This is a genomic window from Pseudomonas sp. QE6, from assembly GCF_041379005.1.
Lineage (GTDB): Bacteria > Pseudomonadota > Gammaproteobacteria > Pseudomonadales > Pseudomonadaceae > Pseudomonas.
Genome location: NZ_CP166873.1, coordinates 5731625 through 5744966 on the forward strand (window position 1 = coordinate 5731625; position 13342 = coordinate 5744966).

The following is a 13342-nucleotide window of genomic DNA, read 5'->3' on the forward strand; positions in this document are numbered from 1 at the left end:
GCCCGCCCCTGCGGGTGCGGATCACAGGCCCTGTTTCAGGCTGGCTTCCAGATATTCGTCCAGGTCGCCATCCAGCACCTTGTCGCAATCGCTGCGTTCCACGCCGGTACGCAGGTCCTTGATGCGCGACTGGTCGAGCACGTAGGAGCGGATCTGGTGGCCCCAGCCGATATCGGACTTGGAGTCTTCCAGCGCCTGCGAGGCGGCATTGCGCTTCTGCATCTCCTGCTCGTACAACCGGGCCCGCAGCATCTTCATGGCGGTGTCCTTGTTGGCGTGCTGGGAGCGTTCGTTCTGGCACGCCACCACGGTATTGGTCGGTACGTGGGTGATACGCACCGCCGAGTCGGTGGTGTTCACGTGCTGACCGCCCGCGCCGGAGGAGCGGTAGGTGTCGATGCGCAGGTCGGCCGGGTTGATCTCGATCTCGATGTTGTCGTCGATTTCCGGCGACACGAACACCGCGGTGAACGAGGTGTGACGACGGTTGCCGGAGTCGAACGGGCTCTTGCGCACCAGGCGGTGCACGCCGATCTCGGTGCGCAGCCAGCCGAAGGCGTATTCGCCCTTGATGTGCACGGTGGCGCCCTTGATGCCGGCGACTTCGCCTTCAGACAGTTCGACGATCTCGGCGCTGAAGCCGTGCTTGTCGGCCCAGCGCAGGTACATGCGCAGCAGCATGTTGGCCCAGTCCTGGGCTTCGGTACCGCCGGAACCGGCCTGGATGTCCAGGTAGGCGTTGTTCGGGTCCATCTCGCCGCTGAACATGCGGCGGAACTCCAGCTTCTCGAGGATCTCGCGCAGGCGCTGGACTTCGGTCTCGACGTCGCCGACGGCGCCTTCGTCGTTCTCCTCGACCGCCATGTCCAGCAGGTCGCGGGAGTCGGCCAGACCGCCGGTGAGCTCGTCGAGGGTTTCGACGATCTGCGCCAGCATGGCGCGCTCGCGGCCCAGGTTCTGGGCGTATTCGGGCTTGTTCCAGACCGCCGGGTCTTCCAGCTCGCGGTTTACTTCGATCAGACGATCATGTTTCAGATCGTAGTCAAAGATACCCCCGAATGGACTGGGTACGGTCGGAGAGGTCCTTGATGCTGTTGAGGATCGGTTGGATTTCCATGACGGGCATCTCTCACGGGTAAAGGGCGTAGAAAAGCCGGCAAGTATACGTGATTTTTCGCAAGCCTTTCAGGCTTTACGACAAAGCACCGCCGTCGTTTCCACCGCCCTCCTCCGTCGCTCAGCCCGCGATCCCCACCTGGTTGCGGCCGCCATGTTTGGCGTTGTAGAGCGCCTCGTCGGCCATCTCGATCAACTGGCGGTAAGGCTGGCCGGCCTGCGGCGTCATGGTGGCCACGCCGATGCTGATGGTCAGCGGCGCGCCGGGTTGCGGCAGTTCGTGGGCGATCCCCAGGTCCTCCACCGAGCGCCGCAGCTTTTCCGCCAGCAGGCGCGCACCGCCTGGCGAGGTACCTGGCAGCACCAGGACGAACTCCTCGCCGCCGTAGCGTGCCGGCAGGTCCGACGGACGGCTGCAACTGGCGCGGATCGCCGCCGCCACCTGGCGCAGCGCCTCGTCGCCCTGCACGTGGCCGAAGGTGTCGTTGTAGGGCTTGAAGTGGTCCACGTCGATCAGCAGGATCGATAGCTGGCTCTGCTCGCGCTGGGCGCGGCGCCACTCCATCTCCAGGTATTCGTCGAAATGGCGGCGGTTGGACAGCCCGGTGAGGCCGTCGGAATTCATCAGCCGCTGCAGCACCAGATTGGTTTCCAGCAGCTGCTGCTGGCTTTCGCGCAGCGCGCGATAGGCCTCGTCGCGCTGCAGCAGCGCCAGGTAGGAGCGCGAGTGGTAGCGGATGCGCGCCACCAGTTCGATGGCGTCCGGCAGCTTGACCAGGTAGTCATTGGCCCCGGCGGAGAAGGCCGCGCTCTTCACCGACGGCTCCTCCTTGGTCGACAGGACGATGATCGGGATGTCGCGGGTCGCCACGTTGGCACGGTAGTCGCGCACCAGCGCCAGGCCGTCGGCACCGGGCATCACCAGGTCCTGGAGAATCACCGTCGGCTTGATCTGGATCGCCAGGGCAATCGCCTGCTGCGGATCGGCGCAGAAGTGGAAATCGATGCTGGGATCGTCCGCCAGGGCGCGGCGCACGGCCTCGCCGATCATCGGCTGGTCGTCGACCAGCAACACCATCACGGCGGAATCGCCTGGAGTGGTCACGGGGTAGTTACTCTGTGTCGGGTTCATGAAAGCTCCTAGCCGCAGACGTCGGCGAGACGGCGAGCGATGTCGCCCAGCGCACGTATCTCCACGGCGGCGCCGATCGCCGCTGCGGCCTTTGGCATGCCGTAGACGGCACTGCTGCCCTGATCCTGGGCCAGGGTGAAGAAGCCACGCTCGCGCATGTGCTTGAGTCCTTCGGCACCGTCGCGGCCCATGCCGGTGAGCAGCACGCCAACGGCGTCGCCACCCCAGTTCTCCACCACGCTGTCGAAGAACACGTCGATGGACGGACGGTAGATATGGCTGCTCGGTTCGGCGGTGTAGGCCAGCTCGCCGTTGCCCAGCAGACGGATATGGTGATTGGTGCCGGCCAGCAGCACGCAGCCGGGCTGCGGCGGCTCGCCCTGGCGGGCCAGGCGCACCGGGATGCGTGACTGGGTCGAAAGCCACTCGGCCATGCCGGCGGCGAACACCTCATCGACGTGCTGCACGACGACCACGGCGGCGGGAAAGCTCGCCGGCAACTGGCTGAACAGTTCGGCCAGCGCCGCCGGCCCGCCGGCAGAGGAGCCGATGGCTACCAGCTTGCGCGCGCCGCCGCCCTTGCGCAGCGGCTCGATGGTGGTGGTCGGACGGGTATCGCGCGGCGCATTCAGCCAGACGAGGTTCTGCAGCTTGCGCAGCAGCGGACGGGCCGCCTCCTGGGCATCGCCGGCGCCGATGGCCGGGGTGTTCACCGCGTCCACCGCGCCATGGCCCATGGCGTCGAACACCCGGGTCATGTTCTGTTCCAGGTCGACGGTGACCACGATGATCGCGCAGGGGCTCTGGGCCATGATCCGGCGGGTGGCCTCGACGCCATCCATCACCGGCATCAGCAAGTCCATCAGCACCACATCGGGCCTTTGCGCGGCGCACATCTCGATCGCCTCGGCGCCATTGGAGGCGACCCAGATCACGCGGTGCGCCGGCTCGAACGCCAGCGCGCGGCGCATCGCCTCCACCGCCAGGGGCATATCGTTGACGATCCCTATCCGCACTATGCACCTCCGATCAGGTCGACCACCGCATCCAGCAGGGCCTCATCGTGGAAGCTGGCCTTGGCCAGATAATAGTCGGCGCCGGCGTCGAGCCCGCGCCGTCGGTCTTCTTCGCGGTCCTTGTAGGACACCACCATCACCGGCAGCGACTGCAGGCGGTTGTCGCGGCGAATCAGGGTCACCAGCTCGATACCGTCCATGCGCGGCATGTCGATATCGGTGATGACCAGGTCGAAATGCTCCGAACGCAGGGCGTTCCAGCCGTCCATGCCATCCACCGCCACCGCTACATCGTAGCCGCGGCCCAGCAGCAGCTTGCGCTCCAGCTCGCGCACGGTGAGCGAGTCGTCCACCACCAGCACGCGCTTGCGCGCCGAGCCGCTCAGGCGGCTGCTGGAGTCGATGCGTTCCAGGCGACCGGTAGCCAGCAGCTTCTCCACCGAACGCAGCATGTCCTCGACATCGAGGATCAGCACCGGTGTGCCGTCGTCCAGCAGGGCGCCGGCGGAAACATCCTGCACCTTGCCCAGGCGCGGATCGAGCGGCAGCACCACCAGGGTCCGCTCGCCGATGAAGCGCTCCACCGCCACGCCGTAGGCCATGTCGCGCTCACGAATCACCACCACGGCGATCTCGTCGTCGCTGGCGCCCCCCTCGGGGCGTTGCAGCAACTGGCTGGCCGCGACCAGGCCGAGGTGCCGGCCCTCGTGCCAGAACTGCTGGCGGCCTTCGAGCTGGACGATCTCGTCCGGCGCCAGGCGGCGCATGCGCTCGATGTGCGCCAGCGGGAAGGCATAGGCTTCGCCGCCGATGGTCACCACCAGGCTGCGCACCACGGACAGCGTCAGCGGCACTTCCAGGTGGAAGCGCGCGCCCTGCCCGCTCACCTGCTCCATGCGGATGCCGCCGCGCAGCTGGCGCACCATGTGCTGCACGGCATCCAGACCAACGCCACGGCCGGACACCTCGGTGACCTGCTCGCGCATGCTGAAGCCGGGCAGGAACAGGAAGGTCAGCAGCTCGTCCTCGGTCAGCCGCGCCACGGTCTCCTCGGTGGACAGCTGGCGGCGGATGATGGCCGTGCGCAGGCGGTCGAGATCCACGCCCGCGCCGTCGTCGTGCAGCTCCAGGACCAGCATTCCGGCATGGTGCCGGGCCAGCAGCTGGATGGTCCCCTCCTCCGGCTTGCCGGCCTGGCGCCGCGCCTCGGGGGATTCGATGCCATGGTCGACGGCATTGCGCAGCAGGTGAGTAAGCGGCGCTTCGAGCTTCTCCAGCACCTCGCGGTCGACCTGGGTGGAAACGCCCTGCACCTCCAGGCGCACGCTCTTGCCCAGCGAGCGGCCGAGGTCGCGGACCATCCGGGTCTGCCCGCTGAGCACATCGGAGAAGGGCCGCATGCGGCAGGCCAGCGCGGTGTCGTAGAGCGACTGGGCGCGCTGGCCCGCCTTGAAGCTGAACTCGTCGAGCTCGGCGATCTGTTCGCTGAGCAGTTGCTGGCACTCGCCGACCAACCTCCGCGCGTCGGCCAGGTAAGCCTGGGCCTCGGGATCGAGATTGGCGCCGCCGACGGCATCGCGGGCGCCGTCGAGCACGCGGCTGGCGCTGGCCTGCACGCGCTTCAGGCGCTGCAGCGAGTCGAGCAGCGGCTTCAGCCGCTGGGACTCCACCAGCGCCTTGCTGGAATAGTCGAGCAACTGGTTCAGGCGTTCGGCGGTGACCCGCAGGACGCGATCTCCGGCGTCATCCATGTCGTTGGCGCGACGGCGCGGCGGCGGCTCGCTGGCGGGCTCGGGCTCGACCGTCGGCTCGGGTGGAGGCGCCTCCAGGGGCACAGGGGTCGGCGACGGCGCGGGAGATGTGCTGCGGATCGGAGTCTGCCCGCTCACCAGCCCCTGCAGGCGTTCCACCATGGCCGGGACCGCCTGTTGGGCCTGCTCAGCGCGCTCAGCCTGGGCATCGGCGATGTGCAGCAGGATATCGGTGCCGGCCAGCAGCGCATCGATGTGCTCCGGCGCCAACAGCAAGCGCCCTTCCTGGGCGCCGACCAGGCAATCCTCCATCACGTGGGCGACCTGCACGCCGGCATCCAACCCGACGATCCGCGCCGCGCCCTTGAGCGAATGGGCGGCGCGCATGCAGGCTTCCAGCTGGTCGGCCTGGGTCGGGTTGCGCTCCAGCGCCAACAGGCCCTGGTTGAGCACCTGCGTCTGGGCCTCCGCCTCCAGGCGGAACAGCTCCAGCATCGAGGCATCCTTCATCTGGTCCGGCGTCATGCAAGGCTCCGGGTGGCGGCTTCGAGCAACGCCTCGGGGTCGAGCAGGCGGACACTGCGTCCGCTCCACTGCAACACGCCGTGGGTGAAACGATCGTTGGCCGCCAGCGACTGCCCGGAAGCAGCGATCACGGCATCGCTGTCCAGGGTGTGAATGCCGTCCACTTCATCCACCGGCGACAGCACCGGACCGCTGGCAGCCGCCAGGATCAGCATGCGCGGCACCACCCGCCGGCCTTCGGTGGCGGCGGTGCGACGGTCGAGGCCGAGCAGTTCGCCCAGGGAGATGCAGGCCACCAGGGTGCCGCGCACGTTCGCCACGCCCAGCAATGCCGGCGAGCGCTGGTGCGGCAGCGAGTGCACCGCCGACTCGGAGGCGACCTCCGCCAGGGCGCGGGTCGGCAGCCCCAGCCATTCATCACCGAGGCGGAAGATCAGGTAGGCACGCCCCTCCGCCGGCGCCGCGTCATCGGCCTGCGGCGCCCCCACGGTGGACTCGTCGCCCAGCGAATAACGGTCCAGCAGGCGAATGGCGGCTGCCGCGTAGACCGGGCAGTTGCGACAGTGGATGTGCTCGACCAGGCGCGGGCAGGATTTGTCGCCGCGCACGCCAATGCGATTCCAGCAGTCGTCCACCGGTTCGGCGCGGGCATCCAGTTGCAACTCATAGTCGTGCTCAGGCATCGCGCTTCACTCCTCGCGCGGCGCGCTCCTGCAGGCGCCGGGCTCCCTCCGTGTCGCCCTGGGCGGCGAGCAGCGCGGCCAGATGCAGGAGGCTTTCCTGATGATCGGGTTGCAGGTACAGCGCCTTGCGGTAGTAGCCCTGCGCCTGCGCCCCCTGCCCCTGAGCGTCGCTGAGCAGCCCCAGCCAGTAGAAGGCTTCGGCGCTGGGCCCCTGCTCCGCGAGCAACGCCTCGCAACGCTGGCGGGCCTCGGCGGTCTGCCCGGAATTGGCCAGCCGGGCGATGTCCGCCAGACCGCTGCTGGCCGGCACGGCGCGCTGGGGCGGGACCGGAGCGGGCACCGGGGTGCTCGGCCTCGGATGGCGCGGGCGGGCCGGCGCGGCGCCTGGACTGGGCGGCATCGGTGTGTGCTTGGGCGAGGGCGGCACGAAGGCCGGCCGCGCCGACGGCGCCGGATTGTCCAGCGGAAAGGCGAAGGACTGCGCCACGCCCAGCGGTCGCAGCCCCTGGCGAGACAACAGGCTGGCCTCGGCGGGGCCAATGAACAGCACCCCGTCCTCGCGGGCCAGGCGGCGCAGCACGTCCACCACCCGCTCCTGGGTAACGCGGTCGAAATAGATCAGCAGGTTGCGGCAGAACACATAGTCATAGGGCGCCTCGTCGGCCAGCAGCGCGGGCGCCAGCAAGTTGCCCACTCGAAACTGCACCTTCGCCCGCACCGCCTCGCTGATCTGGAAGTCACCGTTCTCGCCGGCGAAATAGCGGTCACGGAAGCTCAGGTTGTCGCCACGGAAGGAGTTGCGGCCATAGCGGCCCTCCTCGGCGCGCTCGAGCACCGAGCGGCTGACGTCCAGCGCGTCGACCTGGAAGGCCGAAGGGGCCAGCCCCGCATCGAGCAGCGCCATGACCATCGAATAGGGCTCCTCGCCCGACGAACACGGCAGGCTGAGCAGGCGCAAGGGGCGCGCCCCGGCCAGCTCGCAGACGCGGCGACCGGCTAGCTGGGCCAGCGCGGCGAAGGACTCCGGGTAGCGGAAGAACCAGGTTTCCGGGACGATCACCGCTTCGATCAGCGCCTGCACCTCTTCGGCGGACGCCTGCAGGCGTTCCCAGTAAAGCCCGACATCCCCCCCGGCAACCTTGGTGCTGCGCTGGCGTATGGCGCGGCCGATCACCGCCTCGCCGACGGACTCCGCATCCAGGCCGATGCGCTCCTTGAGCAGCTGGGCGATGCGCGGGTCAGTCATGCCGCACTCCCCGCGTCGCGCAGCAGACGCTCGCGCGCCTCTTCGGTGAGCAACTGGTCGACCCGCACGCGCTGCAACAGCCCCTGCTCGTCCTCCAGCACCGGGCCGAGGTAACGGGCGCCGCCGTTATCCAGTTCATAGTCGCGAAACGCCGCCGGATCACGACGCAGGGTATGGGTGGCCTGCTCCAGGATCAGTCCCAGGTGCTGCTCGACGGCCTGCACCGCCGCGCGATAGCGCACCAGCACCAGGCGTGTGCTGGTGCGCCGGGGTGCGCTGTGGCCGAAGGCGAGCTGACTGAGGTCGAGCACCGGCAGGAGTTCGCCTCGATGGGCGTACAGCCCGGCGACCCAGGCCGGTGCCTCGGGCAGACGCTTGAGCGCCGGCAGGGGCAGCACTTCGAGGACGTCCTGCACGTCCAGCGCGTAGCGGTCCGCACCGAGGCGGAACTGCAGGTAGAGCCTGCCCGCCACCGCTGCGTCAGACTTTGAAGCGGGAGACGCCATTGCGCAGTCCGTTGGCTACCAGGTTCAACTCATCGATGGCGAAGCTGGCCTGGCGCAGCGATTCCACGGTCTGCCCGGTGGCCTCGCCCAGTTGCACCAGTGCCTGGTTGATCTGCTCGGCGCCGGTGGCCTGGGCCTGCATGCCCTCGTTGACCATCTGCACGCGCGGCGCCAGCGCCTGCACCTGCTGGATGATCTGCGACAACTGCTCGCCGACCTGGCCCACTTCGGCGATGCCGCGGCGTACTTCCTCGGAGAACTTGTCCATGCCCATCACGCCGGCGGACACGGCAGACTGGATCTCGCGCACCATCTGCTCGATGTCGTAGGTGGCCACGGCGGTCTGGTCGGCCAGGCGGCGCACCTCGGTGGCCACCACGGCGAAACCACGGCCGTACTCGCCGGCCTTCTCCGCCTCGATGGCGGCGTTGAGCGAGAGCAGGTTGGTCTGGTCGGCCACCTTGACGATGGTGGTGACCACCTGGTTGATGTTGCCGGCGCGCTCATTGAGGATCGCCAGCTTGGCGTTGACCAGCTCGGCGGCGCCCATCACGTGGTGCATGGTCTCTTCCATGCGCGCCAGGCCCAACTGGCCGGAACCGGCCAGGGTGGAGGTCTGTTCGGCAGCCGAGGAAACCTCGGTCATGGTGCGCACCAGGTCGCGCGAGGTGGCGGCGATCTCCCGCGAGGTGGCGCCGATCTCGGTGGTGGTGGCGGCTGTCTCGGTGGCGGTGGCCTGCTGCTGCTTGGAGGTCGCTGCGATCTCGGTCACCGAAGTGGTGACCTGGATCGCCGAGCGCTGCGCTTGCGCCACCAGCGACTTGAGCTCCTCGGCCATGCCGTTGAAACCGGTCTCGATCACGCCAAACTCGTCGTTGCGCTCCAGCGCCAGGCGGGTGGTCAGGTCGCCACTGCCCATCGAGCCCAATCCGCGTACCACCTGCCGAACCGGCTCGGTAATGGCGCGCATCAGCATGAGGCCGCAGATTGCCGCCACGACGATGGCCAGCAGCAGCGACACCAGCATGATGAGCTTGGCCCGCTGCACTTCGACGACGATGTCCTCAGCCGCCACATCGGCAATCCGCTTGTTCAGGTCGATCAGCTCGTTGAGCGTCTTTCGCCCCGCATCCCAAGCCGGGTCCAGCTTATCCAGAATCATCTTGCGTGCCGCGGCGCGGTCCTCGCCGTAGGTATTCAGCATCTGGTCCAGTATCGTTTCGTAGCTCTGCGCCTCCTGCTTGAAGCGCCCCAGCAGCTGACGATCGTCATCCTCATGGATGGTCACTTCGTACTTGGCGATGCGCTCGAACAGCACGTCACGGTTGGAGATGAACGCCTGGCGGTCCGTTGCGTCGAGCGGCTTGTCGTCGTTCAGGCCGACCAGCATGTGCACCATCAGGATACTGTCGGTCCAGGCCGAGCGTACGGTGGTCAGGGCGTAGGTACCCGGCATGGCGTCCTCGCTGACCCGCTTCGTGCTTTCTTCCACGTCCAGCAGGCGGATATAGGAGATCACCACCATCAGCAGCATGATCGCGATGACGACAGCAAAGCTGGCCAGGATGCGTTGGCGTAGAGTCCAGTTCTTCACAGCGTTCCCCAGAGATGTTCGAGACATGCCGATGGAAGTGCATCCGAAAGAGCTTAGGCTCGCAAATGCAAATTCCTACTAATTCCTCAGCAAGATAGGACATATAGTATCTGGAGACGCATAAAGCTCACCTCTTTATTCCAAATTTCCAGCACATTTATTCCAAAACCCCCCCTGCATTCTTTCCCGCCACGGAAGGTCGTCGAACGTCATCCATGCTGTCCCTCGCCCTGGCCGCCCATGCCGGCCTGTTCCTCTCGGCCTTCGGCGCCGCCACCCTGCTGCCCCTGCAATCGGAAGCCGTGCTGGTCGGCCTGCTGCTCGGCGGGCAGTACCCGCCCTGGTCGCTGCTGCTGGTCGCCAGCCTGGGCAACGTGCTCGGCTCGCTGGTCAACTGGTTGCTGGGGCGCGGCATCGAGCGCTGGCACGACAAGCGCTGGTTCCCGCTCAGCCGGCAAGCACTGGAAAAGGCCCAGGCGCGCTACCGGCGCTTTGGCTGCTGGTCGTTGCTGCTGAGCTGGGCGCCGCTGATCGGTGATCCGCTGACCCTGATCGCCGGAGTGATGCGCGAGCCGCTCTGGCGTTTCCTGCTGCTGGTGACCCTGGCCAAGGTCAGCCGCTACGCCGTGCTGGCCTGGCTGACGCTGGACTGAAATGCCCGCCCACCGCGGGCTGACAGAATTCTCTGTCCGTTCGTCTTGTTGTGCCGGCGCCCTGAAGAAAGGCGTCAATAATGTCACTGCGCCATTATTTTGTGCCAACGACAGAAAGGGAATTCGCTATGTACAGAAGCATGAGTATCGGTCGTCGTGCGTCGCTGGGTTTTGCCGTCATGGGCCTGTTGCTGGTGTTCCTCGGCGCGTTCTCGCTGCTCAAGCTGTCCACCCTGCGCGCCGCCTCGGAAGAGATCGACAACAACTGGCTGCTGAGTCTCAACCACATGACCCAGTTGTCCAACGACGTCGCCCGCATCCGTCTGGAGTCGATGCGCCTGCTGGTCAGCCAGGACGCCGCCGCCCGGCAGCGCAGCCTCGACCTGATCGCCGACGCCCGCCGGAGCAAGGAAAACGTACTGCGCGACTACAGTCGCCTGATCCTCAGCGCGGAGGAACAACAGCACACTGATGAGCTGACGCGCACCCTGGACGCCTATCTCGGGCACATCGACCAGTTGCTGGAAAAGGTCAGCCGGGACGACCGCGAAGGCGCGTTGCAAGTGCTCAACGGCAACATCGCCCAGCAAGGGAAAGAGCTCAACCAGCGCCTGACCACGCTGATCGAATTCAACCGACACGGCGCCGCTGCCGCTACCGAGCGCGCTGTTCAGCAGTACCGGAACAGCCGCCTGGTGGTCGCCGGCGTCCTGCTCCTGAGCATCGCGCTGACCGTGGTACTGGCCTGGCAGCTCACCCGCAGCATCGTGGTGCCGATTGCGCAGGCGGTGCGGGTGGCGCAGACCATCGCCGGCGGCGACCTCAGCCAACGCTTCAGCGTCGAGGGCCGCGACGAGCCGGCGCAACTGCTCAATGCCCTCGCCGACATGCAGGGGCAACTGCGCGAAACCATCCGCGGCATTGGCAACTCCGCCAGCCAGCTCGCCTCCGCCGCCGAAGAGATGAACAGTGTGATGGAACAGAGCAGCCGTGCGCTACAGCAGCAGAGCGACCAGATCGAGATGGCCGCCACGGCCGTCAACCAGATGACCAGCGCCGTCGAGGAAGTGGCAAACAATGCCGCCTCGACCTCCGCCGCCTCCCGCGAGGCCATCGAGGCCGCCCGCTCCGGGCAAGGCCGGGTACATGAGACCTCCAACTCCATCGGCGCCCTGGCCGGCGAGGTCGGCAGCGCCTCGCAGCAGGCCGAGACGCTGGCCAACCAGGCCCAGAACATCGGCAAGGTGCTGGAAGTGATCCGCAGCGTCGCCGAGCAGACCAACCTGCTGGCGCTCAACGCCGCCATCGAAGCGGCGCGGGCGGGCGAAGCCGGGCGCGGTTTCGCGGTGGTCGCCGACGAAGTCCGCTCGCTGGCGCAGCGCACCCAGAGTTCCACCCGTGAAATCGAGGAACTGGTCTCGGCCATCCAGACCGGCAGCGACCAGACCGTGGCCGCCCTGCTCAGCAGCAGCGCCCATGCCGAACGCACCGTAGCCCGCACCGAGGAAGCCAGCGCCTCGCTGGAGGTGATTCTGGAGCGCATGTCGCAGATCAACGAGCGCAACCTGGTGATCGCCAGCGCCACCGAGGAGCAGGCCCAGGTGGCTCGTGAGGTGGACCGCAACCTGCTGGCGATCCGCGACCTGGCCACCCAGACCTCCGCCGGCGCCACCCAGACCAGCGCGGCGAGCCAGGAACTGTCACGCCTGGCGGTGGACCTGAACGGCATGGTGGCGCGATTTGTCGTCTAATCAGGGAATTTTTCCTACGCTGACGTATCTAATGGCCATCATGGAACGCCACGGGGTGGATAGATGAAGGTATTGAAATTGTCGGCCGTGCTGGCTGCTGCTGCGCTGTTGAGCGCCTGCGGTGGCAGTAACCAGGCCAAGGTCTGCGGGTCGGACGACGTGAAGAACCAACTGGTGAAGATCTTCCTCAGTGGGGCGCTGTCCAGTCAGGCCGATGCCCTGACCAAGGCCGAGCTGAAGGACGTGGCGATCATCGAGAAGGACCCGGACAGCGGCGTGCTGGAATGCGTCGGCACGCTGTCGGTACCGGTGGTTGGGCAGGTGGCGTCCGGCACCCTGAAATACCGCATCGCCCCGGCGGCCAAGTCGGATCACGACTACCTGCTGCTGCTCGCCGACGGCGACCTGGCCAATGCCTTTGCCAAGCGCATCGAGGGCATGATCCCGCGGCAGTGAGGGTCATCCACAGCCAGTAAAAAACCGGCCCGTGTGGCCGGTTTTTTATTGGGCGCGTTTTGTCGATGCGTCGAGGACAGAGCCCGCAATTGCGCGGGCGTACGACGCCGGTGTTCACCAGGGGACACCGAGTCATCCGCGATGGATTTCGCGGACAAGGTCCGCTCCTACGAAGAGCACTCCCGTTCTGGCTCTGGCTCTGGCTCTGGCTCTGGCTCTGGCTCTGGCTCTGGCTCTGGCTATTGAGGATTTCCAGCGAAGTATCCGCGCACTCCGGAGCGCCCCTTCAGGAGGCCGAGTGGAATCGGAGTTTCAGGGGTTGAGCGGCATGGATGCCGCGAGAGCGTCGTTGGGCCATGGATGGCCCGTCGACGCGGGCCCCTGAAACTTCGATGGAGCGAGGGGAGTCCCGCGAAGCGGGACCCGGATGATGGGGCAGAGACTTTTGCCCACTTTGGGTCGTTTGCCAAAGTGGGTCGCCCGAGGGGGCGAAACAAAATCTCTCAGCCCACGCCGAAGCGGCGCAGAAACACCCAACTCAGAAGAGCATCGCGGACAGAGTCCGCTCCTACGGGAGCCGTGCCGGGCCTGACCGGTATGCCCCCCAAGGCCCCCGTTGAGGACTCAGAACCCTTCCAGATCGATCAACTCTCCCTCGAACGTCAGCCAACCGCCCTGTTCGTTCGCCGCGCCATCGCGGATTTCGCCGTAGTAGGACAACCCGTTGTCCAGCGTCACGCAGACATGGGTGGGCTCCTCCGGCGCATCCAACTGGCCGTCGAAGCTCAGCTTGATGATGCCCGGCTCCGGCGCGCTCAGGCTGGCCGGCACGCGCGGGTTGTCCACCGCCTCGGTTTCACGCCCCCAGTGCTCGGCGCTGACGGTAACGGTGAGGAATGCCTGACTCATGTTC

At 67.0% G+C, this 13342-nt stretch carries 12 protein-coding genes; 3 read left to right on the forward strand and 9 right to left on the reverse strand.

The window, feature by feature from the left end:
- Positions 1-21: 21 nt before the first annotated feature.
- The 8 genes from prfB to ACAW63_RS26205 form a co-directional block, all read right to left on the reverse strand.
- Positions 22-1117 (reverse strand): peptide chain release factor 2 gene (prfB, locus tag ACAW63_RS26170; protein ID WP_275608282.1). Its coding sequence is split into 2 segments (ribosomal slippage): positions 22-1044 and positions 1046-1117, totalling 1095 coding nucleotides; the frame shifts between segments, so codons are not numbered across the junction.
- A gap of 120 nt (positions 1118-1237) precedes the next feature.
- Positions 1238-2248, reverse strand: a complete 1011-nt coding sequence (locus tag ACAW63_RS26175; protein ID WP_371230271.1) for a diguanylate cyclase domain-containing protein — start codon at positions 2246-2248, stop codon at positions 1238-1240.
- Between the two features lie 8 nt (positions 2249-2256).
- Entirely contained in the window at positions 2257-3264 is a 1008-nt protein-coding gene (locus ACAW63_RS26180) for a chemotaxis response regulator protein-glutamate methylesterase (RefSeq protein WP_371230273.1), read from the reverse strand.
- Complete coding sequence (locus ACAW63_RS26185; protein ID WP_371230275.1) at positions 3264-5540, reverse strand: hybrid sensor histidine kinase/response regulator; 2277 nt, start codon at positions 5538-5540, stop codon at positions 3264-3266. The genes ACAW63_RS26180 and ACAW63_RS26185 overlap by 1 nt, the downstream gene beginning before the upstream one ends.
- Positions 5537-6223, reverse strand: a complete 687-nt coding sequence (locus ACAW63_RS26190) for a chemotaxis protein CheW (protein WP_371230277.1) — start codon at positions 6221-6223, stop codon at positions 5537-5539. The genes ACAW63_RS26185 and ACAW63_RS26190 overlap by 4 nt, the downstream gene beginning before the upstream one ends.
- Positions 6216-7469 carry a CheR family methyltransferase gene (locus ACAW63_RS26195; RefSeq protein WP_371230279.1) on the reverse strand — a complete coding sequence of 418 codons (1254 nt, stop codon included), beginning with the start codon at positions 7467-7469 and terminating at the stop codon, positions 6216-6218. Before ACAW63_RS26195 ends, ACAW63_RS26190 begins: the two co-directional genes overlap by 8 nt.
- Positions 7466-7975, reverse strand: coding sequence for a chemotaxis protein CheW (locus ACAW63_RS26200; protein ID WP_371230280.1), 510 nt, complete (start codon positions 7973-7975; stop codon positions 7466-7468). The genes ACAW63_RS26195 and ACAW63_RS26200 overlap by 4 nt, the downstream gene beginning before the upstream one ends.
- Entirely contained in the window at positions 7950-9569 is a 1620-nt protein-coding gene (locus ACAW63_RS26205; protein WP_371230282.1) for a methyl-accepting chemotaxis protein, read from the reverse strand. The genes ACAW63_RS26200 and ACAW63_RS26205 overlap by 26 nt, the downstream gene beginning before the upstream one ends.
- A gap of 215 nt (positions 9570-9784) precedes the next feature.
- On the opposite strand from ACAW63_RS26205, the gene ACAW63_RS26210 reads away from it, so the two are divergent.
- The 3 genes from ACAW63_RS26210 to ACAW63_RS26220 all read left to right on the forward strand — a co-directional run bounded on the left by ACAW63_RS26210 (position 9785) and on the right by ACAW63_RS26220 (position 12429).
- The gene (locus tag ACAW63_RS26210) at positions 9785-10222 is read left to right on the forward strand and encodes a YqaA family protein (RefSeq protein ID WP_371230284.1); all 438 of its coding nucleotides are present in this window, start codon (positions 9785-9787) and stop codon (positions 10220-10222) included.
- 140 nt (positions 10223-10362) lie between these two features.
- Positions 10363-11973, forward strand: coding sequence for a methyl-accepting chemotaxis protein (locus ACAW63_RS26215; protein ID WP_371230286.1), 1611 nt, complete (start codon positions 10363-10365; stop codon positions 11971-11973).
- Positions 11974-12036: 63 nt separating this feature from the next.
- Complete coding sequence (locus tag ACAW63_RS26220; protein ID WP_371230288.1) at positions 12037-12429, forward strand: hypothetical protein; 393 nt, start codon at positions 12037-12039, stop codon at positions 12427-12429.
- A gap of 624 nt (positions 12430-13053) precedes the next feature.
- Here ACAW63_RS26220 and ACAW63_RS26225 read toward each other — a convergent pair.
- Positions 13054-13338, reverse strand: coding sequence for a hypothetical protein (locus ACAW63_RS26225; protein ID WP_371230290.1), 285 nt, complete (start codon positions 13336-13338; stop codon positions 13054-13056).
- Positions 13339-13342: the final 4 nt, after the last annotated feature.

Excerpts from the sequence above, each read along its gene's own strand:
- ACAW63_RS26175 (WP_371230271.1), bottom strand. The coding sequence starts at position 2,248 with ATGAACCCGACACAGAGTAACTACCCCGTGACCACTCCAGGCGATTCC.
- ACAW63_RS26185 (WP_371230275.1), bottom strand. The coding sequence starts at position 5,540 with ATGACGCCGGACCAGATGAAGGATGCCTCGATGCTGGAGCTGTTCCGC.
- ACAW63_RS26190 (WP_371230277.1), bottom strand. The coding sequence starts at position 6,223 with ATGCCTGAGCACGACTATGAGTTGCAACTGGATGCCCGCGCCGAACCG.
- ACAW63_RS26195 (WP_371230279.1), bottom strand. The coding sequence starts at position 7,469 with ATGACTGACCCGCGCATCGCCCAGCTGCTCAAGGAGCGCATCGGCCTG.
- ACAW63_RS26200 (WP_371230280.1), bottom strand. The coding sequence starts at position 7,975 with ATGGCGTCTCCCGCTTCAAAGTCTGACGCAGCGGTGGCGGGCAGGCTC.
- ACAW63_RS26210 (WP_371230284.1), top strand. The coding sequence starts at position 9,785 with ATGCTGTCCCTCGCCCTGGCCGCCCATGCCGGCCTGTTCCTCTCGGCC.
- ACAW63_RS26215 (WP_371230286.1), top strand. The coding sequence starts at position 10,363 with ATGAGTATCGGTCGTCGTGCGTCGCTGGGTTTTGCCGTCATGGGCCTG.
- ACAW63_RS26220 (WP_371230288.1), top strand. The coding sequence starts at position 12,037 with ATGAAGGTATTGAAATTGTCGGCCGTGCTGGCTGCTGCTGCGCTGTTG.
- ACAW63_RS26225 (WP_371230290.1), bottom strand. The coding sequence starts at position 13,338 with ATGAGTCAGGCATTCCTCACCGTTACCGTCAGCGCCGAGCACTGGGGG.